Annotated in this window: 18 protein-coding genes and 1 tRNA gene; 10 read left to right on the top strand and 9 right to left on the bottom strand. The window is 66.2% G+C overall.

The window, feature by feature from the left end; all coding sequences use genetic code 11:
* Nucleotides 1-87 precede the first annotated feature (87 nt).
* Entirely contained in the window at nucleotides 88-1152 is a 1065-nt protein-coding gene (locus tag R5H30_RS05570; protein WP_318327084.1) for an Mrp/NBP35 family ATP-binding protein, read from the bottom strand.
* Between the two features lie 219 nt (nucleotides 1153-1371).
* On the opposite strand from R5H30_RS05570, the gene R5H30_RS05565 reads away from it, so the two are divergent.
* The gene (locus R5H30_RS05565; protein WP_318327083.1) at nucleotides 1372-1602 is read left to right on the top strand and encodes a DUF1127 domain-containing protein; all 231 of its coding nucleotides are present in this window, start codon (nucleotides 1372-1374) and stop codon (nucleotides 1600-1602) included.
* A 699-nt stretch (nucleotides 1603-2301) separates the two neighbouring features.
* Here the strand turns inward: R5H30_RS05565 and R5H30_RS05560 are convergent.
* The gene (locus R5H30_RS05560; RefSeq protein WP_318327082.1) at nucleotides 2302-4644 is read right to left on the bottom strand and encodes an ATP-dependent helicase; all 2343 of its coding nucleotides are present in this window, start codon (nucleotides 4642-4644) and stop codon (nucleotides 2302-2304) included.
* Between the two features lie 231 nt (nucleotides 4645-4875).
* Here R5H30_RS05560 and R5H30_RS05555 point away from each other — a divergent pair, with 231 nt between their 5' ends.
* Nucleotides 4876-6015, top strand: a complete 1140-nt coding sequence (locus tag R5H30_RS05555) for an alpha-hydroxy acid oxidase (protein WP_318327081.1) — start codon at nucleotides 4876-4878, stop codon at nucleotides 6013-6015.
* Nucleotides 6016-6171: 156 nt separating this feature from the next.
* The gene (locus R5H30_RS05550) at nucleotides 6172-9615 is read left to right on the top strand and encodes a pyruvate carboxylase (protein ID WP_318327080.1); all 3444 of its coding nucleotides are present in this window, start codon (nucleotides 6172-6174) and stop codon (nucleotides 9613-9615) included.
* A gap of 49 nt (nucleotides 9616-9664) precedes the next feature.
* On the opposite strand, the gene R5H30_RS05545 is transcribed toward R5H30_RS05550, so the two are convergent.
* Nucleotides 9665-10900 (bottom strand): hypothetical protein, encoded by a 1236-nt coding sequence (locus R5H30_RS05545; RefSeq protein WP_318327079.1) that lies wholly within the window; start codon nucleotides 10898-10900, stop codon nucleotides 9665-9667.
* A gap of 222 nt (nucleotides 10901-11122) precedes the next feature.
* On the opposite strand from R5H30_RS05545, the gene R5H30_RS05540 reads away from it, so the two are divergent.
* On the top strand, nucleotides 11123-11548 hold the full coding sequence (locus tag R5H30_RS05540) for a VOC family protein (RefSeq protein WP_318327078.1): 426 nt from the start codon (nucleotides 11123-11125) through the stop codon (nucleotides 11546-11548).
* A 16-nt stretch (nucleotides 11549-11564) separates the two neighbouring features.
* Here R5H30_RS05540 and R5H30_RS05535 read toward each other — a convergent pair whose 3' ends face one another.
* The gene (locus R5H30_RS05535) at nucleotides 11565-12428 is read right to left on the bottom strand and encodes a hypothetical protein (protein WP_318327077.1); all 864 of its coding nucleotides are present in this window, start codon (nucleotides 12426-12428) and stop codon (nucleotides 11565-11567) included.
* A 241-nt stretch (nucleotides 12429-12669) separates the two neighbouring features.
* On the opposite strand from R5H30_RS05535, the gene R5H30_RS05530 reads away from it, so the two are divergent.
* Nucleotides 12670-12744, top strand: a tRNA-Gly gene (locus tag R5H30_RS05530).
* Between the two features lie 178 nt (nucleotides 12745-12922).
* Here R5H30_RS05530 and R5H30_RS05525 read toward each other — a convergent pair.
* On the bottom strand, nucleotides 12923-13270 hold the full coding sequence (locus R5H30_RS05525; protein WP_318327075.1) for a hypothetical protein: 348 nt from the start codon (nucleotides 13268-13270) through the stop codon (nucleotides 12923-12925).
* A gap of 2 nt (nucleotides 13271-13272) precedes the next feature.
* On the bottom strand, nucleotides 13273-13512 hold the full coding sequence (locus tag R5H30_RS05520; RefSeq protein ID WP_318327074.1) for an Lrp/AsnC ligand binding domain-containing protein: 240 nt from the start codon (nucleotides 13510-13512) through the stop codon (nucleotides 13273-13275).
* Nucleotides 13513-13656: 144 nt separating this feature from the next.
* On the opposite strand from R5H30_RS05520, the gene hisB reads away from it, so the two are divergent.
* Nucleotides 13657-14244 (top strand): imidazoleglycerol-phosphate dehydratase HisB, encoded by a 588-nt coding sequence (gene hisB / locus R5H30_RS05515; protein WP_318327073.1) that lies wholly within the window; start codon nucleotides 13657-13659, stop codon nucleotides 14242-14244.
* A gap of 3 nt (nucleotides 14245-14247) precedes the next feature.
* Entirely contained in the window at nucleotides 14248-14886 is a 639-nt protein-coding gene (gene hisH, locus R5H30_RS05510) for an imidazole glycerol phosphate synthase subunit HisH (RefSeq protein WP_318327072.1), read from the top strand.
* Between the two features lie 36 nt (nucleotides 14887-14922).
* Here hisH and R5H30_RS05505 read toward each other — a convergent pair whose 3' ends face one another.
* Nucleotides 14923-15315, bottom strand: a complete 393-nt coding sequence (locus R5H30_RS05505) for a DUF2147 domain-containing protein (protein ID WP_318327071.1) — start codon at nucleotides 15313-15315, stop codon at nucleotides 14923-14925.
* A 136-nt stretch (nucleotides 15316-15451) separates the two neighbouring features.
* On the opposite strand from R5H30_RS05505, the gene hisA reads away from it, so the two are divergent.
* Genes hisA through R5H30_RS05490 form a run of 3 tightly spaced genes read left to right on the top strand, consistent with a single transcriptional unit; the run spans nucleotide 15452 to nucleotide 17286 of the window.
* Nucleotides 15452-16171, top strand: coding sequence for a 1-(5-phosphoribosyl)-5-[(5-phosphoribosylamino)methylideneamino]imidazole-4-carboxamide isomerase (gene hisA / locus R5H30_RS05500; RefSeq protein WP_318327070.1), 720 nt, complete (start codon nucleotides 15452-15454; stop codon nucleotides 16169-16171).
* Between the two features lie 48 nt (nucleotides 16172-16219).
* Nucleotides 16220-16981: an imidazole glycerol phosphate synthase subunit HisF gene (gene hisF, locus R5H30_RS05495; RefSeq protein ID WP_318327069.1), complete on the top strand. Its 762-nt coding sequence runs from the start codon at nucleotides 16220-16222 to the stop codon at nucleotides 16979-16981.
* Nucleotides 16978-17286 carry a phosphoribosyl-ATP diphosphatase gene (locus R5H30_RS05490; protein WP_318327068.1) on the top strand — a complete coding sequence of 103 codons (309 nt, stop codon included), beginning with the start codon at nucleotides 16978-16980 and terminating at the stop codon, nucleotides 17284-17286. The genes hisF and R5H30_RS05490 overlap by 4 nt, the downstream gene beginning before the upstream one ends.
* Nucleotides 17287-17289: 3 nt before the next feature.
* Here R5H30_RS05490 and R5H30_RS05485 read toward each other — a convergent pair whose 3' ends face one another.
* On the bottom strand, nucleotides 17290-17757 hold the full coding sequence (locus tag R5H30_RS05485; RefSeq protein ID WP_318327067.1) for a CoA-binding protein: 468 nt from the start codon (nucleotides 17755-17757) through the stop codon (nucleotides 17290-17292).
* A 229-nt stretch (nucleotides 17758-17986) separates the two neighbouring features.
* Entirely contained in the window at nucleotides 17987-18769 is a 783-nt protein-coding gene (rlmB, locus tag R5H30_RS05480; protein ID WP_318327066.1) for a 23S rRNA (guanosine(2251)-2'-O)-methyltransferase RlmB, read from the bottom strand.
* Nucleotides 18770-18794 lie beyond the last annotated feature (25 nt).

Below are 18794 nucleotides of genomic sequence, written 5' to 3'. Positions count from 1 at the left end.
GCTGCGCTACAGGCCTAACGGGGCTGGGACCGCAACGTCAATCGCAGGCCCTTGCGATATCCTTGGGCAAACGCGTTGGCGACACTGTCAGGCCATGCCGCCCTTCACGAGCCCTTCGGCGATACGCGCATAAGCTTCTGCAACCGGCCCGCCCTGCGCGGCCACTGGCGTTCCCGAATCCCCGGCAAGCCGGGTGTCGAGGTCGATCGGCAACGTACCGAGCAGCGGCAAGCCGAGCCGTTCGGCCTCGTGGGCGACGCCGCCGTGACCGAAGATATGCGCCTCGTGGCCGCACTCGGGGCAGACGAAAAGGCTCATGTTCTCGATCAGGCCCAACACTGGCGTCTTCAGGGTTGCGAACATGTCCATCGCCTTGCGCGCGTCGATAAGCGCCACGTCCTGCGGCGTGCTGACCACGATCGCGCCGCTTGGTTCGGCCTTGGTGCAGAGCGTCAGCTGGACGTCGCCTGTTCCGGGCGGCAGGTCGACGATCAGAACGTCGAGCGTGCCCCACTCCACCTGACCCAGCATCTGCTGCAAGGCCCCCATCAGCATCGGACCACGCCAGACCACGGCCTTGCCCTCCTCGACCATGAAACCGATGGACATCAGCTTCACCCCATGCGCCTCGAGCGGGATGATGGTCTTGCCGTCCGGGCTTGCCGGCCGCCCCGAGGCCCCCATCATGCGCGGCTGGCTCGGACCGTATATATCCGCGTCGAGCAGCCCGACCCGGCGCCCGGCGCGCGCCAGAGCCACAGCGAGGTTGGATGCCACGGTGGATTTTCCGACGCCGCCCTTGCCGGACGCGACCGCAAGGATGCGGGCGACGCCCGCGGGCCGGATCGGGCCGGACTGGGCCTTTGGGTGCCCGCCTACCTTGAGCGAAGGCGCCGGTTTCGCCGGACCGTGTGCGGTCAGCATGGCCGAGACCGAACTCACGCCTTCTAGGTTGCGCACGACTTCCTCAGCGGCCTGTCGCGCCGGCTCGAGCTGCGCAGCCATATCCGGGTCGGGCGCCTCGATCACGAAGCGCACGGCACCGCCCTCGAGGGTGACGGCACGAATCAGATCGTGCTCGACCAGGCTGCGGCCATCGGGCAGGCGCACCTGCGACAAGGCCTCGAGAATGTCCTCGCGTGTTAACATCATGCCCATTTTCTCCTCGGTCCCGCCACTTCTCGCGGCATTGGTTATCGCTAACGCAGCAGTGCAGCGAACCCTAGGTAAACTGTTCGCTTGCAACGATAAAATGACGCAACATCCCCATGCGTTCGCTGCATGGCAGCATTGATCAGGTGTCTATTGTGCAGCTGCAGCAATCGCCTAATTATGGAGGGCAACAGAACAAGAGAACCAGAGGCAATCGACATGGCCTACATGACAAACACCGCGGCGAACTCCTCCAGCCTGCTGGAGCGTGCCTTCGCCTACTCCGCAACCTTCTTCGAAGCCGCAGCCGAGCGCCAGGCAAAGCGCCGGGTCTACCGCGCGACGTTCAACGAACTGCACGCTCTGAGCAACCGCGAGCTGGCCGACCTCGGCCTTCATCGTTCGCAGCTTCGCCAGGTGGCGCTAGAAGCGGCCGGCCTCAAGGGCTGAGCACACAGAATACGGATCAGGCATTCCCCTCCTCCTCCCTGGGATGTCTGTAAATAGGCGGCGACATCTTCCTCCTCCCTGATGTCGTCGCCCCTGACACCGCAGCCTTAGGGCTGCACCCAGACGCTACCGGGCTTTCCTCCTCCCTTGCCCGGATGCGCATGGCGACGGCGGTTCCATCCTCCTCCCTCGGAACCGCCGTCACTGCGAACACAGCGGCAGACCAGCCGCAGACAAAACCGCGGGATCCTCCTCCTCCCTGACCCCGCGGTGCATGGCAGCGGCGATCCCCTCCTCCCTTCGGGATCGCCGCGCCCGAGACAGCAGGCGCCAGACGCGCCAAGACACATCGCCGGGGCTCTCCTCCTCCCAGCCCCGCGGTGCACAGCAGCGGCGGTTCCCATCCTCCTCCCGGGAACCGCCGCGCTGCAAGACAAGGCGGCTTCGGCCGCAGGAACACCGCGGGGATCCTCCTCCTCCCTGATCCCGCGGTGGAATGCACCGGCGGCTCCCCTCCTCCTCCCTGGGAAGCCGCCGGATCGCATTCTCGGCGGCGCAGATCGCGTCGCAAGAATACCCTGCGGGGAATTCTCCTCCCTGACCCCGCGGATCACGACGGCGGCGGTTCCCTCCTCCCGGGAACCGCCGTTTTCGTTTGCGTCAGACGTGCGGATCAGAAAACCGGCGCGGTCGCGCCGGTCAGAACGGGATATCGTCGGTGCCGGTCACGAACTTGGCCACGACCTTCTTGACACCGGCCTTCTCGAAATCGATCTCGAGCTTGTCGCCCTCGATCCCGATGATCGCGCCGTAGCCGAATTTCTGGTGAAACACCCGCTCGCCCATGTCGAAGCTCGAGACGGCGGTCAGGTCGATCACGGTGTTGCGCGCCTCGCGCGGCTGGCTCACCGGCCGCGCGCTGCCGCGCTGCTGCATCCGCTTCCAGCCCGGAGAATTGTAGACATTGGCCTCGGCCGCGCGGTCATGCAGCGTCGACTGCGGGGCAGCGGCGCCGTATCCGCCGCCGTAGAGACCCGGCGGGGTCAGCACCTCGACATGCTCGGGCGGCAACTCGTCGATGAACCGCGACGGCATCGAGGATTGCCATTGCCCGAAGACCCGGCGGTTGGCGGCAAAGCTGATCGTGCAGACCTCCTCGGCCCGGGTGATCCCCACATAGGCAAGCCGCCGCTCTTCCTCGAGCCCCTTGAGCCCGCTTTCATCCATCGAGCGTTGCGAGGGGAAAAGCCCATCTTCCCAGCCGGGCAGGAACACGGCCGGAAACTCGAGCCCCTTGGCCGCGTGAAGGGTCATGATCGACACCTTCTCGTCCGCATCGCCCTTGTCATTGTCCATGATCAGGCTGACGTGTTCGAGAAACCCCTGCAGGTTCTCGAATTCTTCGAGCGCCTTGACCAGTTCCTTGAGGTTCTCCAGCCGGCCCGGCGCCTCGGGCGTCTTGTCGTTCTGCCACATCTCGGTGTAGCCCGATTCGTCGAGGATGATCTGGGCCAGCTCGACATGGCCGAGGTCGCGATCGTTCAGCATCCGGCCCCAGCGGTCGATGCCCTCGACAAGGTGCATCAAGGCCACGCCGCCCTTGCCGCCGATCTCGCGGTCCTCGACCAGGCGCCGTGCGCCTTCGACGAGGCTCAGCCCCTCGCGCCGCGCCGTCGTCTGAATCTTCTGCTGCGCCTTGTCGCCCAGCCCGCGCTTCGGCGTGTTCACGATCCGCTCGAAGGCGAGGTCGTCCTCGGGGCTGACCACGACCCGGAAATAGGCCATCGCGTCGCGGATCTCCATGCGCTCGTAGAAGCGCGGACCGCCGATGACGCGATACGGCAAGCCGATGGTCAGGAACCGATCCTCGAAGGCGCGCATCTGGTGGCTCGCGCGCACCAGGATCGCCATGTCGTCGAGCGACATCTTGCGCAACCCGCGGGTGCCGCCCTGCATCGCCTCGATCTCTTCGCCGATCCAGCGCGCCTCTTCTTCGCCGTCCCAGTTGCCGATCAGCCGGACCTTTTCGCCCGCCTCGGCCTCGGTCCAGAGCGTCTTGCCCAGCCGGCCCTCGTTGGCCGCGATCACGCCGGAAGCTGCAGCGAGGATATGCGGGGTCGAGCGGTAATTCTGCTCCAGCCGCACCACCTTCGCACCCGGGAAATCCTTCTCGAAGCGCAGGATGTTGCCCACCTCGGCGCCGCGCCAGCCATAGATCGACTGGTCATCGTCCCCGACGCAGCAGATGTTGCGATGCCCGCCCGCCAGCAGCCGCAGCCAGAGGTACTGCGCGACATTGGTGTCCTGGTACTCGTCCACGAGGATGTAGGCGAACCAGCGCCGGTATTGTTCCAGCACGTCTTCATGGGCCTGGAAAATGCCGACCATGTGCAGCAGCAGGTCGCCGAAATCCACCGCGTTGAGCTCGCGCAGGCGACGCTGGTACTGGGCGTAGATCTCGGTGCCGCGGTGATTGTAGGCCCCTGCCTCGCCCGAGGGCACCTTCTCTGGCGTCAGCGCCCGGTTCTTCCAGCCGTCGATGATCGCGGCGATCTGGCGCGCCGGCCAGCGCTTGTCGTCGATGTTCTCGGCCGCGATCAACTGCTTCAGCAGCCGGATCTGGTCGTCGGTATCGAGGATGGTGAAGTTCGACTTCAGCCCGACCAGCTCCGCGTGCCGGCGCAGCAGCTTGACGCAGATCGCGTGAAAGGTGCCGAGCCACGGCATGCCTTCCACCGTCTGCCCCAGCATTCGGCCCACGCGGTCCTTCATCTCGCGCGCGGCCTTGTTGGTGAAGGTCACCGCGAGGATCTCGTTGGGCCGCGCCCGCCCGGTGTTCAGCAAGTGAACGATCCGCGCGGTCAGCGCGCGGGTCTTGCCGGTCCCGGCCCCGGCCAGCATCAGCACCGGACCGTCGAGCTGCTCGACCGCGGCGCGCTGCGCCGGGTTCAGCCCGTCGAGGTAGGGCGCCGGTCGCGCCGCCATCGCGCGCGCCGACAGCGACGCGCCTTCGAAGGCATCGGTATCGTCGAATGTGCTCATGCCCGCACCCTACCCCGCCGGGCGATCGGAGAAAAGTCACGTTCGGTTTTTGTTCCGACCGTTTCGGCGCCATCGGACGTCGGGTCGCATGGGCTACGCCCCGTGGTCAGCCAGACACGGCACGTCCCCTCTCTGGTTCGAAAATATCCCCGCCGGAGGCTCCCGCCCTGTCAGGCCGCGCGCCCGCCTGCGACGATGGACAAGCCGCGCAATCTGGGCATTCTGGTCGGCATGACCGCCGACAGCCGCTACCCCGCCTTGTCCGACCTGCGCACCCGGGCCCGCGGGCGGGTTCCGAAATTCGTCTGGGAATATCTCGATTCGGGCACCGGGACCGAGGCGACGAAGTCGCGCAACCGGATGGCGCTCGACCGCGTCGGTCTGATGCCCTCGGTCCTGCACGGCGAGTTCACGCCCGATCTCGGCACCCGGCTTTTCGGACGGGACCTGCCGCTGCCCTTCGGCGTCGCACCGGTGGGCATGTCGGGGCTGATCTGGCCCGACGCCGAACATCATCTCGCCCGGGCCGCGGCGCGCGCGAGCATTCCCTACTGCATGTCGACCGTCGCCAGCCGGATGCCCGAGGATGTCGCCGCCGACCTCGGCCCGCAGGCCTGGTTCCAGCTCTACCCGCCACGCGACCCCGAGATCCGCCAGGACATGCTGGCCCGGGCCCGCGACGCGGGCTTCACCGGCCTCGTGCTTACCGTCGACGTGCCGGTGGCCTCGCGCCGCGAACGCCAGACCCGGTCCGGCCTCACGCAACCGCCACGCCTCACGCCGCGCCTGTTGGCACAGGTCGCTCTGCGCCCGGCCTGGGCGCTGGCCACCCTGCGCACCGGCATGCCGCGCATGCGCATGCTCGACAAGTACACCGACGCGACCGCAACCAGCCTCGCCTCGACCGCCCATGCCGGCTACCTGCTGCGCACCAGCCCCGACTGGGACTACGTCGACTGGCTGCGCGACCACTGGCAGGGCCCGCTGATGATCAAGGGCGTCATGCGCCCCGATGACGCCACCCGTCTCGAAGCGGCGGGCGTCGATGCGATCTGGATCTCGAACCACGCCGGTCGCCAGTTCGACGCCGCCCCCGCGACCATCGAAGCGCTCGCGGGTATCCGCGCCGCGACCAAGCTGCCGGTGATCATCGACAGCGGTTTCGAGACCGGTCTCGACATCCTGCGGGCCTTCGCCCTCGGGGCTGATTACGTGATGATGGGCCGGGCCTTTCATTTCGCACTGGCGGCACTGGGGCCGGAGGGCATCGACCATCTGGTATCTCTGTTGTCGCGCGACCTTGCCGCGAACATGGGCCAACTCGGTGCGCGCGACCTCAGGAGTTTGCCGGCCCCGACCACGCTGGGCTGAGCTGGTGCAACCCCGCCCGGCGCCTTCCGCTGGACAGTCCGCGAAAAACCCGACACGATTGCCGCGTTGCAGCACCGGCGGTTCCGGCGGGTGCCGCAGCCCCTGCATTGTCCCGGGTCGCCATGCGCCGGCCGACCCGCCGAACCGAGGCGAGCCATGACCGAATTCCGCAAGATCCTGATTGCCAACCGCGGCGAGATCGCCATTCGTATCATGCGGGCCGCCAACGAGATGGGCAAGAAGACGGTCGCGGTCTACGCCGAAGAGGACAAACTCGGCCTGCACCGGTTCAAGGCCGACGAGGCTTACCGCATCGGCGAGGGGTTGGGACCGGTCGCGGCCTATCTCGCCATCGACGAGATGATCCGGGTGGCCAAGGCCTCGGGCGCCGACGCGATCCATCCGGGCTACGGGCTTCTCTCCGAGAACCCCGATTTCGTCGACGCCTGCGTCAAGAACGGCATCACCTTCATCGGACCGAAAGCCGAGACCATGCGCGCGCTCGGCGACAAGGCCTCGGCCCGACGCGTCGCGATCGAGGCCGGCGTGCCGGTGATCCCGGCGACCGAGGTGCTGGGCAGCGACATGAACAAGATCCGCAAGGAGGCTGCCGAGATCGGCTATCCGCTGATGCTCAAGGCCAGCTGGGGCGGCGGCGGGCGCGGCATGCGCCCGATCCTCAGGGAAGCCGAGCTCGAGGAGAAGGTTCTGGAGGGCCGGCGCGAGGCCGAGGCGGCGTTCGGCAATGGCGAGGGCTACCTCGAGAAGATGATCCAGCGGGCGCGGCATGTCGAGGTGCAGATCCTCGGCGACAAGCACGGCGGGATGTATCACCTCTACGAGCGCGACTGCTCGGTCCAACGCCGCAACCAGAAGGTCGTGGAACGCGCCCCGGCGCCCTACCTCACCGAAGAACAGCGCGCCGAGATCTGCGAGCTCGGGCGCAAGATCTGCGCCCATGTCGATTACGAATGCGCCGGCACGGTCGAGTTCCTGATGGATATGGCCGACGAGAAATTCTACTTCATCGAGGTCAACCCGCGGGTCCAGGTCGAGCATACCGTGACCGAGGAAGTCACGGGCATTGATATCGTGCAGGCACAGATCCTGATCGCCGAGGGCAAGACCATCGCCGAGGCGACCGGCAAGGCCACCCAGGACGAGGTGAAGCTCACCGGCCACGCGCTGCAGACCCGGATCACCACCGAGGACCCGCAGAACAACTTCATTCCCGACTACGGGCGCATCACCGCCTTCCGCGAGGCGACCGGCATGGGCATCCGCCTCGACGGCGGCACGGCCTATTCGGGCAGCGTGATCACGCGCTACTATGACTCGCTGCTGGTCAAGGTGACCGCCAAGGCGCAGACGCCCGAGGCCGCGATCGCGCGCATGGACCGGGCGCTGCGCGAGTTCCGCATCCGGGGCGTGTCGACCAACATCGCCTTCGTCGAGAACCTGCTCAAACACCCGACGTTTCTCGACAACACCTACACGACCAAGTTCATCGACGAGACGCCCGCGCTTTTCCAGTTCTCGCGCCGCCGCGACCGCGGCACCAAGGTCCTGACCTATATCGCCGACGTGACCGTGAACGGACACCCCGAGACCAAGGAGACGCCGCGCCCGGCCCATGCCAAGGACCCGACGCCGCCCCGCTTGCGCGAAAGCTCTCCGCGCATGGGCACGCGCAACCTGCTGGAACAGAAAGGCCCGCAGGCGGTCGCCGACTGGCTGGGCCAGCAACGCCAGTTGCTGATCACCGACACAACGATGCGCGACGGGCACCAGTCGCTTCTGGCGACGCGCATGCGCTCGATCGACATGATCCGCATCGCGCCGGCCTATGCGGCCAACCTGCCGCAGCTTTTCTCGGTCGAGTGCTGGGGCGGGGCCACCTTCGACGTGGCCTACCGTTTCCTGCAGGAATGCCCCTGGCAGCGGCTGCGCGATCTGCGCGCGGCCATGCCGAACCTGATGACCCAGATGCTGCTGCGCGGCTCCAACGGGGTCGGCTACACCAACTATCCCGACAACGTGGTGCAGGAATTCGTGCGCGTGGCCGCGGTTACCGGCGTCGATGTGTTCCGCGTCTTCGACAGCCTGAACTGGGTCGAGAACATGCGCGTCGCGATGGACGCGGTGATCGAGAACAACAAGATCTGCGAAGGAACGATCTGCTACACCGGCGATATCCTCGACCCGGACCGGGCCAAGTACTCGCTGAAGTACTACGTCGAGATGGGCAAGGAGCTGCGCGACGCGGGCGCCCATATTCTCGGGCTTAAGGACATGGCCGGGTTGCTGAAACCGTCGGCCGCGCGACAGTTGGTCCGGGCTCTGAAATCCGAGGTCGGCCTGCCGATCCATTTTCACACGCACGACACCGCTGGCGTTGCCTGCGCCACGATCCTCGCCGCCTCCGAGGCTGGGGTCGATGCGGTCGACTGCGCGATGGACGCGTTTTCCGGCAATACTTCGCAGGCGACGCTCGGCTCGGTGGTCGAGGCGCTGCGGCACACCGACCGCGATACCGGGCTCGACATGGGTGCGGTGCGCGAGGTCTCGGACTACTGGGAAGAGGTCCGCGCCCATTACGAAGCGTTCGAATCCGGCATGCAGGCGCCCTCCTCCGAGGTCTACCTGCACGAAATGCCCGGCGGGCAGTTCACCAACCTCAAGGCGCAGGCGGCAAGCCTCGGCCTGTCGGAACGCTGGCCCGAGGTGGCGCGCACCTATGCCGAGGTCAACAAGATGTTCGGCGACATCGTCAAGGTGACGCCGTCGTCGAAGGTTGTGGGCGACATGGCGCTGATGATGGTCACGCAGGGCCTGAGCCGCGAAGAGGTCGAGGATCCGAAAAAGGACGTCTCCTTCCCGGATTCGGTCATCGACATGATGCGCGGCAACCTCGGCCAGCCGCCGGGCGGCTTCCCCGACCGGATCGTGAAGAAGGTCCTCAAGGACGAGAAGCCCAACACCGAACGTCCCGGAAAGCATCTGCCGCCTGCCGACCTCGAAGCGCTGCGCCGCGAAGCGTCCGAGGCGATGGAAGGCAAGGAGGTCGACGACGAGGATCTCAGCGGCTACCTGATGTATCCCAAGGTCTTTCTCGACTACATGGGCCGTCACCGGACCTACGGACCGGTCCGGGCGCTTCCGACAAAGACGTTCTTCTACGGCATGGAACCGGGCGAGGAGATCTCGGCCGAGATCGACCCCGGCAAGACGCTGGAAATCCGGCTGCAGGCGGTGGGCGAGACCAACCCTGATGGTGATGTCCGGGTGTTCTTCGAGCTCAACGGTCAGCCCCGGGTCATCCGGGTGCCGAACCGGGCGGTCAAGGCCACGACCGCGCAGCGCCCGAAGGCCGAGCTGGGCAATTCCGCCCATGTCGGCGCGCCGATGCCCGGGGTTGTGGCCTCGGTTGCCGCGCAAGAGGGCAAGGAGGTCAAGTCCGGAGACCTGCTGCTGACCATCGAGGCGATGAAGATGGAGACCGGCATCCACGCCGAGCGCGACGCGGTGATCAAGGCCGTGCATGTCACGCCGGGCGCACAGATCGACGCCAAGGACCTTCTGGTCGAACTGGACGGCTGAAAAGGCGAGGCGCGCCAAAGTCAGGGCGCGCCTTCGGTGTCCGGCAGGGTCAGTTCAACGAAACAAGCGTTTCGTCTTCGTCTTCGTTCTCGGCCTCGGCGTCGCCCTCCGCAAGTTCCGAATCGTGCGCGGGCTCTTCCTGCGCGTCGGGATCGCCACTTTCGTCGGCGACGGGCGCGTCTTCGTCTAGGACGCCGTCTGCGCCGTCTTCGGTAGCGACATCGCCGTCCCCGGTCTCTTCGCCATCGGTGTCCGGCGCAGCGGCGTCGTCATCCGCCGACCGGCCGTCGTCCGGCACGTCCGGGTCAATGTCGGGCGACAGCCCCAGAAGACCGTCGAGGTGCGACTTGGCGCCGTCCGAAAGGTCGGCCGACCCGGGCAGCGCGGCAAAGCTTTCCTCGACCTTCTGATCCGCATCCGCCACGGCCATCTCGGCCAAGTCGAAGTCGACCTGCGCAGCCGTCAGCGCGGCATCGGTCTCGACGACAGTGTCGGCGGCCAGCGCCGCCTGCGCCCGCGCCGAATCGAGCCGCGCGATCGCATCAGCCTCCTCCTGCGTGCCCGGGGTCGCCGCGGCAACAGCGGCCTGCGCGAGGGCGACCTCTTCCTGCGCCGACAGCAGCGACTGCTGAGCCACGAGCGCGTCGGTCTGAGCGCCGCTCAGCGTGGTAGCTGCAAGTCCGAGGACAGGGCCGGTTGCGCGCTGTGCCAGTACCGCCTCGCGATAGGTGTTGAGACGCCCCGGCATGCTGTTGGGAGCGGCATTCCTGAGACCGTTGATATTGGCGTGAGCCGCGTTCAGCGGGCCAAGTTCCGCAGCGTAACGGCCCGGTCGCTTCGTGTGTCCGGGCCGAAGCGACGGCCGGGTCGAGGTCGCGGTGGCGTATTTCGTCGGGGCCCTCGACGGCTTCGTGCGTGCGGACGTGGTGCGCGCGACGCCGCTGCCTGATTTCTTGGCCTGGCCGCGGTTAATCCGCTCGGATTTCGACGGCTTGGAGAACAGGCTGCCCAGCAACCCCTTGCCAGACTTGGTGCCACGATCGGACTTGCCGGACCGGCCCCAGCCGTTGCCGCCCTTGGAACCGCCGCTTTTGCCACGGCTGGCTCCGCTCTTGCCCGACTTTCCGTTCTCGCCGGACGCGCCCTTGCCACCACCTTTGCCGCCGCCGTTACCGCCGCCTTTGCCACCGCCGTTGCCGCCGCCCTTACCGCCACCGTTGCCCTTCGCATGGGCGACATCCACGAGCGCGGTGTTAATCGTCAGTCCGAGGGCTCCCGAGAGCATGAGGGTTACTCCGAGCGCCCGCAGACTTTTATGGATGGTCATGGCGATGCCTTTCACTTGTTACCTCCGCCGGCCGCGCTGCTTCGGCTTTGACAGAACAAGCCGGTGCTGCGCGAACCGTATCCGATTAGTGTCGAAATGCGGCAATTTGATGCCGCGCTTGCGACGGGGTGTCCTCTGTTCCAGTTTCCGGCGGAACAGTTGGCAAGAAGGGAGGCGGGCATGCGCCTGAATGCGGTTTCGATTCTGGTCCCCGACTACGCGTCGGGCCTGGAATTCTATGTCGAGAAACTGGGGTTCAGCGTCGTGCAGGACGTGCCGCAAGGCGACAAGCGCTGGATCGTGATCTGCCCGCCGGGCGGCGGTACGAAGATCGTTCTGGCTGAAGCCCGGACCGCGCGCCAGCGCGCCGCGGTCGGAGAACAGGGTGGCGGGCGCGTCTGGCTGTTTCTCGAAACCGATGACTTCGCCCGCGATCACGCCCGTTTTCGCGCCGCGGAGGTCGCTTTCGAGGAAGAACCGCGCCGAGAGCCTTACGGGATCGTGGCGGTTTTTGGCGACCCCTTCGGCAATCGCTGGGACCTGATCCAGTACGCGCCGGAGGAAGACGCAAACAAAAAGACCCGGCCGAAGCCGGGTCTTTCCTAAATGCTTTGAAGCGGCGTCAGCTCTTCCGACGGCGGCGACGCATCATCGCCAGCGCGCCGAGACCGGAGAGCGCCAGCAGGCCACCGGCCGGCAACGGGTTTGGAACCAGTTCGACCTTCGATCCACCTTCCGAGCCGCCGCCCATCGCGATCAGGTCGGTCCCCGGGATTGTGCCGCCGTTGCTTCCGCCACCGAATGCGCCACCGGCACCACCATTGCTGCCACCCGGACGCACGCCGACGATGGCCAGCGGATCGCTGTCGATGTAGGTATTCTTGGCGAACTTGTAGCTCTTGGATTTGCGCGTCTTGTCGCCCTCGGCCTTCTTGACCGTCAGCTTCTGCTTGAGCTTGGTGCCATCAGAGAACTTGACGATGACCTTGCCCTTCTTGAACAGGGTCTTGCGGTAGTTCTCGGTGGTCGAGGCCCTTCCGTCCTCGTCGATCTCGCCCTTGAACTTGATGTGCTCACCCGCACCGAAGCCGCGGAACTTGGCCTTGACCTTGTTGGTCCCGCCCTTGCCGTTCTTGGTGCTGCCCTTCTTGAGCTTCGTCTTGCCGCCGAAGCTCTCGCGCAGCGCGCCGACGCGGTCGAACTCATAGGACTTGTCGCCCATCACGACAGTGATCGACTTAATTCGCGCGGCATCGCTGGTGTTGATGATCTTGAATTTGGGCGCATCAGCCTTGCCGCTGACACGCGCAGAAAAACCGACCGAAGAGGGAAAAGCGGCGGTCGCCATCAATGACAGCACGCACGCGAGGGTCAGACTCCGTTTCATGATTACCTCAAAATAATCGTTACGTCCTGCCAGCAAATTAGAGCGGATGCGGCACCAAGGAAAGGCATAAACACAATATTCACCCGATGCGTGCATCATTCCGCCTTTTTCTTGCCAAAATGTCGTGCAAGCCCGCACACCTTTGAGATGCGCGCCGGTTTTCGCGGCTATTTGTGGTCGAATCGGTCGCGAAAATATCTGAAGCGCGGGCGGTGGGCCTGCCGATTGCGCCCAGCTGACGCCAAGGCACCCCGGACGATTGCGCTGAAATTCCGAACAGCCGCAAATTTCCTCTTGCGGCCCCTGCCGCCTGTCGGTATCTGACGCCTCACCCAAGGATGCGGGCGTAGCTCAGGGGTAGAGCATTACCTTGCCAAGGTAAGGGTCGTGAGTTCGAATCTCATCGCCCGCTCCAATTTTCCCACCCGAAGTGGGACATGCAGAGGGCCGCTGACGCGGCCCTTTCTGTTTTTCGGCCGCGTTTCGGACACCACCTCGCAAATTCGACGACAGACGGTCTCTTCCGGCGAGACGCCGGTCCGCGGCCGATCGCGCATGTTCCGGAGAGCGCAGACCGGAACGTGCCGCACCATTCAGTTGATCGGGAATTCCTTCAGGCAGCTTTCGGCGTAGCGCCGGAAGTCGTCGAGCGTGTCCTGCGGATCGTGGCGGTCGCGGATCACGGCAAGCGCCTGCTTCTTCTGCTCCCATGTCCCGCTGACATGACGTTCGAGGATGCGAATGGTGACGCCCAGCATCACGTCCTTTTCGCCGGGGGCCAGCGCGCCCACGCTGTCGAGCGCGACAGCGGTGAAGGCCATCGCATTGGCACAGCGCAGCGCCGAGGCCTCGCGCCCGGAATAGACCTTGCCGGCGGATTCCTGGGCCGCCAGCACGGGCGGCGCGACGCACACGGCGAGACAGAGAAGAAGCCGGCGCACGCTCAGAAGACCTTGAAGGTCATCGTTGTCAGCGAACGCTCGATGTTCTCGATGTCGAGCAGATGGTCGTTGATGTACTTGCCCACGTCGGCATCCTTCGGGATGTAGAGCTTCATCAGCAGGTCGAAGTCGCCGCTCGTCGAATAGAGTTCTGAGTGGATTTCCCGCAGGGCGATATCCTCGGCGACCTTGTAAGTGGTTCCCGGCTTGCAGCGGATCTGGATGAAAACGCAACTCGACATGCGGGCCTTTCCGGGTTGCGGACCGGCACGGCCCGTCGCCGCAGGCTGGCACATCCGGCACATGCGCCGCAATCCCCGATCTCGCACCTTGGCGGCGCTCGCGCGACTGTTATAAGGGCGCCGATTGAAGACGAGGCAGATCCCATGCGCAGCCACTCCATCACCCGCGCCACCGCAGAGACGGAGATTTCCGTCAGCGTCGACCTCGACGGCTCGGGGCGCTATGACATCGAGACCGGCGTCGGTTTCTTCGACCACATGCTCGACCAGTTGGCCCGGCATTCGCTGATCGACATCACGGTGCGCGCCAAGGGCGACCTGCACGTCGACGATCACCACACCGTAGAGGACACCGGCATCGCACTCGGCCAGGCCGTTGCCGCAGCACTAGGCGACAAGCGCGGGATCGTGCGCTACGGGTCGTGCCTTTTGGCGATGGACGACGCGCTGGTGCGCACGGCCTTAGACCTGTCCGGGCGGCCGTTCCTGGTCTGGAACGTCGACCTGCCGACGCCCAAGATCGGCACGTTCGACACCGAACTGGTGCGCGAGTTCTTTCAGGCGCTTTCGACCCACGGCGGGATCACGCTGCATGTCGATGCGCTGCACGGGATCAACAGCCACCACATCGCCGAGGCCACATTCAAATCCGTGGCCCGCGCCCTGCGCCAGGCGGTCGAAACCGATCCGCGCAAGTCGGGCGAGATTCCGTCGACCAAGGGCGCGCTCTGACCGATGCACACGGTCCTGATCGACTACGAAAGCGGCAACCTGCACTCGGCGCACAAGGCGTTCGAACGCATGGCGCGCGAGGTGGATGCCGGCGAGGTCATCGTGACCTCAGACGCCGAGGTCGTGGCCCAGGCCGACCGGATCGTGCTGCCCGGCGACGGGGCTTTTCCGGCCTGCATGGCGGCACTCAAGGGCCAGGGCGGGCTTTACGCCGCGATGCGCGAAGCCGTCGAAGAGCGTGGCCGGCCGTTCATGGGCATCTGCGTCGGCATGCAGCTCATGGCGCGGCTGGGCCGCGAATACGAGGATACGGACGGACTGGCCTGGGTCGACGGCGAGGTGGTGCGCATCGCGCCCAACGATCCCGCGCTCAAGGTGCCGCACATGGGCTGGAACGATCTGGTGATCGACGCGCCCCACCCCGTGCTCGACGGGGTAACATCAGGCGATCACGCCTATTTCGTGCATTCCTACCACATGGCGCTGACCACGCCGGGTGACCGCATCGCACATGTAGACTACGGCGGCCCGGTCACCGCCATCGTCGGGAATGGGACACGGATCGGGCTGCAGTTCCACCCCGAAAAAAGCCAGGCGACCGGGCTGCGGATGATCGCAAACTTCCTGTCCTGGAAGCCGTGAGCCCGCAACCCGAGGTCGCGGCGTCCGGGTCTTTACCTACTTCACTCGCACCCAGGTCCCGCCGTCGCGGCAGATCCCGATGACGCAGCCCGACACCTTCAACTGGTCACCCGAAAGCGCGAGCTTGGAGTTGTAGGTCTTGTCGCGGTCCGGCGACCAGACCTTGCCGCCCGCATAGGCGCCGCCGCCCTGGGCTTGCATGTCCCAGATGATCTGTCGCCCCACATGCGGCGACTGCAGTTGCGTGCCATCGGGATTGTACGAGCGTACGAGCGTGCCGCAGATCTTGGCGCCGCAGGGCGCGACCTCGATATGGCCGAAGTTGCCGTTGTCGTCCTTGGCGGTCTGCCAGGTGCCGTAGATCGGGTCGGCGGCCAGCGCCGCGGTGGCGCTCAGGGTCGCGACGGTGGCGATCAGAATCGTTCTCATGGGTCAGGTCCTCCTTGGGGTCAGACTGCCGCACGGCCGCGACCGGGCAAGCCTGACCCGACGTCGCGTTGCAAATGCCGCAGCGTCGGTGCAGAAGCGGCGGCGACGATATTCGCCAACGACAGGACGGCCTCCGATGATCCTCTACCCAGCCATCGATCTCAAGGACGGCCAGGCCGTGCGCCTCATTCACGGCGATATGGAGCGGTCGACCGTCTTCAATAACGACCCGGCGGCCCAGGCGCAGGCCTTCGTGGAGGCGGGGTGCGAATGGCTGCACCTTGTCGATCTCAACGGCGCCTTCGCCGGGCAGCCGGTCAACGCGGCACCGGTCGAGGCGATCCTCGCCGCCTGCAAGGTGCCCGCCCAGCTCGGCGGCGGCATCCGCGACATGGCCACCGTCGAGCGCTGGCTCAAAAAAGGACTTGCGCGGGTGATCCTCGGCACCGTCGCGGTCGAGAATCCGGACCTCGTGCGCGAGGCCGCAAAGGCGTTTCCCGGTCAGGTCGCCGTCGGCATCGACGCACGCGGCGGACGCGTCGCCACCAAGGGCTGGGCCGAAGAAACCGACGTGGACGCCACCGATCTGGCCCGCAGCTTCGAGGACGCGGGCGTGGCGGCGATCATCTACACCGACATCAATCGCGACGGGGCGATGGGCGGGCCGAACGTCGCGGCCACCGCCGACCTCGCCCGCGCCGTGTCGATCCCGGTGATCGCCTCTGGCGGCGTATCCTCACTGGACGATCTGCGCGCGCTGATGCAGACCGGCGTCATCTCGGGCGCGATCTCGGGCCGCGCGCTTTACGACGGCGCCATCGACCTCGCCGAGGCGCTGGCCGCGCTCAAGTCCTGAGCGCCTGCCACGCTTGCTCCGCCGGTATCTGCCCGCTAGAGGAGAGCCATGCTCAAGACCCGCATCATCCCCTGCCTCGACGTGGCCGATGGCCGCGTGGTCAAGGGCGTGAACTTCGTCGACCTGCGTGACGCGGGCGACCCGGTGGACGCCGCCGTCGCCTATGACGCGGCCGGCGCGGACGAGCTGTGCTTTCTCGACATCCACGCCACCCACGAGAACCGCGGCACGATGTTCGACCTCGTCACCCGCACGGCCGAGCATTGCTACATCCCGCTCACCGTCGGCGGCGGGGTGCGCACCGTGGCCGACGTCCGCGCGCTGCTGCTCGCCGGAGCCGACAAGGTGTCGTTCAACTCCGCCGCCGTCGCCAACCCCGATGTGGTGGCCGAGGCCGCCGACCAGTTCGGCAGCCAGTGCATCGTCGTGGCCATCGACGCCAAGACCGTCAGCCCCGGAAAGTGGGAGATCTTCACCCACGGCGGCCGCCGGCCCACGGGCATCGACGCGGTCGAATTTGCCGAAACGGTGACCGCCAAGGGCGCGGGTGAGATCCTGCTGACCTCGATGGACCGCGACGGCACCAAGGCCGGGTTCAACCTGCCGCTGACGCGCGCGATCTCGGACGCGGTGAGCGTGCCGGTCATCGCCTCGGGCGGGGTGGGCACGCTCGATCATCTCGTCGAAGGCGTGACCGAAGGCGGCGCCTCGGCCGTTCTTGCCGCCTCGATCTTCCATTTCGGAGAGTTCACGATCGCCGAGGCCAAGGCGCACATGGCCGGTGCGGGCATCCCGGTGAGGCTGACATGACCCTCGACGATCTCTATGCCACCATCCTTGCCCGCAAATCGGCCGATCCCGATACAAGCTGGACGGCGCAGCTGCTGGCCAAGGGCCCCGAGAAATGCGCCGAGAAATTCGGTGAGGAAGCCGTCGAGGCGATCATCGAGGCCGTGAAAGGCGACGGCTCCGCGCTGACCGCCGAGGCCGCGGACGTGCTCTATCACCTGCTTGTCATGCTGGCCGCGCGCGACGTGCCGCTTGAGGACGTGCTGGCCGAACTCGAACGCCGCCAATCCCGCTCGGGCCTCGCCGAGAAAGCCGCGCGCGGCTGACGCTCAGAGCTTCGAGGAAATCACCCCGGTTGCGAAACCGCCCATGCGCAGCTCTCCGAACAGGCGCTGATACTCGATCTTCGGACAGCGGTTCTGGATCACCGTGACCCCACGCGCCTCGGCCTTGGCGGCGGCTTGCGCGTTCTCGACGCCGATCTGCATCCAGATCGTCTGCAGGTCGGGAAAGACCTCAAGTGCTGCGTCGACGATGGGCGGCACGGCTTCCGAACGCCGGAAGATGTCGACCATGTCGACCGGCTGGCCGATCTCCGACAGGCTGGCATGGATTTTGCGCCCGAAGATCTCGGCTCCCGAGTGACCCGGATTGACCGGCTCGATCTCGAATCCCTTTAGCGACAGGTAGCGCGCGACGTAGTAGCTGGGCCGCACCGGGTTCATCGACACGCCCACGACCGCGATGCGCCGCGTGCGTTTCAGGATGGTCCGCAACAGGTCGTCGGAATAGCTCATGCGTGCAGGCTAGCCTTGCAGCCTCTGGAAAAAAAGAGCGCCCGATGCTCTAAGCATGGGCGCTGCAGGTACGGAACGAGGGACAGAGTTTGATCGACAGGCGTTCCGGGCCCGCCGATGTACTTGAAAGATAGGTTGCTATCGGCGCGGTAAAAGAGGACGTCGCGAATCCGTGATCACAGGGCGCCGCGAACAGTGCGCGGTGGCGACATGATTGCCGTACCCGGTATCACGCGTCCTCCGCGGTGCGGCTGGCGTAGAGTGCGATGGCCGCAGCGTTCGAGACGTTGAGAGAGCCGAACTGTCCTGCCGCGCGGATGCGCACCAGCGCATCGACCGTTTCCCGCGTCTTTTCGCGCAGGCCCGGCCCCTCAGCGCCCAGAACCAGCGCCACCGCACCGTTCTGACGCCCCGCCACGGCCTCCTCGACGCTTTGCTCCGCCTCCCCGTCGAGGCCGAGCACGAGATACCCCATGTCCTGAAGCTCGCGGATCGCGTCGGCGAGGTTGCGGACCCGCAAATAGGGCTGGCGCTCGAGCGCCCCACTTGCGGTCTTGGCAAGCGCCCCGGTTTCGGGCGCCGAATGATGCCGCGTGCCGATCACCGCCGAGGCGCCCAGCACCTCGGCCGAGCGCAGGATGGCACCGACGTTGTGCGGATCGGTCACCCGGTCGAGCAGGATCACCCGCGGCGCTTCGGCCCCGATGCAGACGTCGGCAAGACTGCCCCAGGACAACGGCTTGACCTCGAGCACGGCACCCTGATGAACCGAACCGGGATCGATCGGCGCGCGGAACTTGCGCGGATCGACGACCTCGGGGGCGATGCCCGCCGCGGCAATGGCGCTTTCCAGCTTGTCGCGCGCGTTCGGCGTCACGAAAAGCCGCAGTTTCTCGCGCCGCGGATTGCCCAACGCATCGCGCACCGCGTGCAGCCCGAACAGCCAAACCGTCTCGCGCTCGGAGGCCTTCTTGTCCTGCTCTTTCTGGACTACCCACTTCGGTTTTTTCATCGCCTTCACCCCGCCCGGAAATGGC

Origin of the sequence: Roseobacter sp. FCG-D35 (genome assembly GCF_033436665.1) — a bacterium.
Classification (GTDB): Bacteria; Pseudomonadota; Alphaproteobacteria; order Rhodobacterales; family Rhodobacteraceae; genus JAWQFO01.
This window is presented reverse-complemented; position numbering and strand designations above follow the sequence as displayed.

Excerpts from the sequence above, each read along its gene's own strand:
- R5H30_RS05570 (WP_318327084.1), bottom strand. The coding sequence starts at position 1,152 with ATGATGTTAACACGCGAGGACATTCTCGAGGCCTTGTCGCAGGTGCGC.
- R5H30_RS05565 (WP_318327083.1), top strand. The coding sequence starts at position 1,372 with ATGGCCTACATGACAAACACCGCGGCGAACTCCTCCAGCCTGCTGGAG.
- R5H30_RS05560 (WP_318327082.1), bottom strand. The coding sequence starts at position 4,644 with ATGAGCACATTCGACGATACCGATGCCTTCGAAGGCGCGTCGCTGTCG.
- R5H30_RS05555 (WP_318327081.1), top strand. The coding sequence starts at position 4,876 with ATGACCGCCGACAGCCGCTACCCCGCCTTGTCCGACCTGCGCACCCGG.
- R5H30_RS05550 (WP_318327080.1), top strand. The coding sequence starts at position 6,172 with ATGACCGAATTCCGCAAGATCCTGATTGCCAACCGCGGCGAGATCGCC.
- R5H30_RS05545 (WP_318327079.1), bottom strand. The coding sequence starts at position 10,900 with ATGCTCTCGGGAGCCCTCGGACTGACGATTAACACCGCGCTCGTGGAT.
- R5H30_RS05540 (WP_318327078.1), top strand. The coding sequence starts at position 11,123 with ATGCGCCTGAATGCGGTTTCGATTCTGGTCCCCGACTACGCGTCGGGC.
- R5H30_RS05535 (WP_318327077.1), bottom strand. The coding sequence starts at position 12,428 with ATGATGCACGCATCGGGTGAATATTGTGTTTATGCCTTTCCTTGGTGC.
- R5H30_RS05520 (WP_318327074.1), bottom strand. The coding sequence starts at position 13,512 with ATGTCGAGTTGCGTTTTCATCCAGATCCGCTGCAAGCCGGGAACCACT.
- hisB (WP_318327073.1), top strand. The coding sequence starts at position 13,657 with ATGCGCAGCCACTCCATCACCCGCGCCACCGCAGAGACGGAGATTTCC.
- hisH (WP_318327072.1), top strand. The coding sequence starts at position 14,248 with ATGCACACGGTCCTGATCGACTACGAAAGCGGCAACCTGCACTCGGCG.
- R5H30_RS05505 (WP_318327071.1), bottom strand. The coding sequence starts at position 15,315 with ATGAGAACGATTCTGATCGCCACCGTCGCGACCCTGAGCGCCACCGCG.
- hisA (WP_318327070.1), top strand. The coding sequence starts at position 15,452 with ATGATCCTCTACCCAGCCATCGATCTCAAGGACGGCCAGGCCGTGCGC.
- hisF (WP_318327069.1), top strand. The coding sequence starts at position 16,220 with ATGCTCAAGACCCGCATCATCCCCTGCCTCGACGTGGCCGATGGCCGC.
- R5H30_RS05490 (WP_318327068.1), top strand. The coding sequence starts at position 16,978 with ATGACCCTCGACGATCTCTATGCCACCATCCTTGCCCGCAAATCGGCC.
- R5H30_RS05485 (WP_318327067.1), bottom strand. The coding sequence starts at position 17,757 with ATGAGCTATTCCGACGACCTGTTGCGGACCATCCTGAAACGCACGCGG.
- rlmB (WP_318327066.1), bottom strand. The coding sequence starts at position 18,769 with ATGAAAAAACCGAAGTGGGTAGTCCAGAAAGAGCAGGACAAGAAGGCC.